General features: G+C 65.5%; 1 protein-coding gene. It reads right to left on the bottom strand.

Annotated features, from left to right (window positions below):
* Nucleotides 1-579, bottom strand: a 579-nt coding sequence (locus tag FNJ47_RS46505) for an ATP-binding protein (protein WP_488226109.1), incomplete at both ends; no start/stop codon positions are given.

Raw genomic sequence — 579 nt, 5'->3', positions numbered from 1 at the left:
TCGCCTGCGCCTCGATCGCCGCGGCGCGCGACGGCGCGTGGGTGACGAGCTTGGCCATCATCGGATCGTAATAGATCGAGATCTCGCCGCCCTCCTGCACGCCGGTGTCGTTACGAACAGTGATGCCGTCATGGCTGGCTTCGGCCGGCGGACGGTATTTCACCAGACGCCCGATCGACGGCAGGAAGTTGCGGAACGGATCCTCGGCATAGACGCGCGATTCCACCGCCCAGCCGGTCAGCGTCACGTCCTTCTGCGCGATCGCGAGCGTCTCGCCGGCAGCGACGCGGATCATCTGCTCGACGAGGTCGACGCCGGTGATCAGCTCGGTGACGGGATGCTCGACCTGCAGACGGGTGTTCATCTCCAGGAAGTAGAAGCTCTTGTCCTGGCCGGCGACGAATTCCACGGTGCCGGCGGAATCGTAGTTCACGGCCTTGGCCAGCGCGACGGCCTGCTCGCCCATCTTGCGGCGGGTGGTCTCGTCGAGCAGCGGCGACGGCGCCTCCTCGATGACCTTCTGGTTGCGGCGCTGGATCGAGCACTCACGCTCGCCGAGATAGATCACATTGCCATGCT

The sequence above is a fragment of the Bradyrhizobium uaiense genome (assembly GCF_010811875.1).
Lineage (GTDB): Bacteria > Pseudomonadota > Alphaproteobacteria > Rhizobiales > Xanthobacteraceae > Bradyrhizobium > Bradyrhizobium uaiense.
The sequence above is the reverse complement of the archived record's forward strand: the minus strand, read 5'-3'. Positions and strand labels throughout refer to the sequence as shown.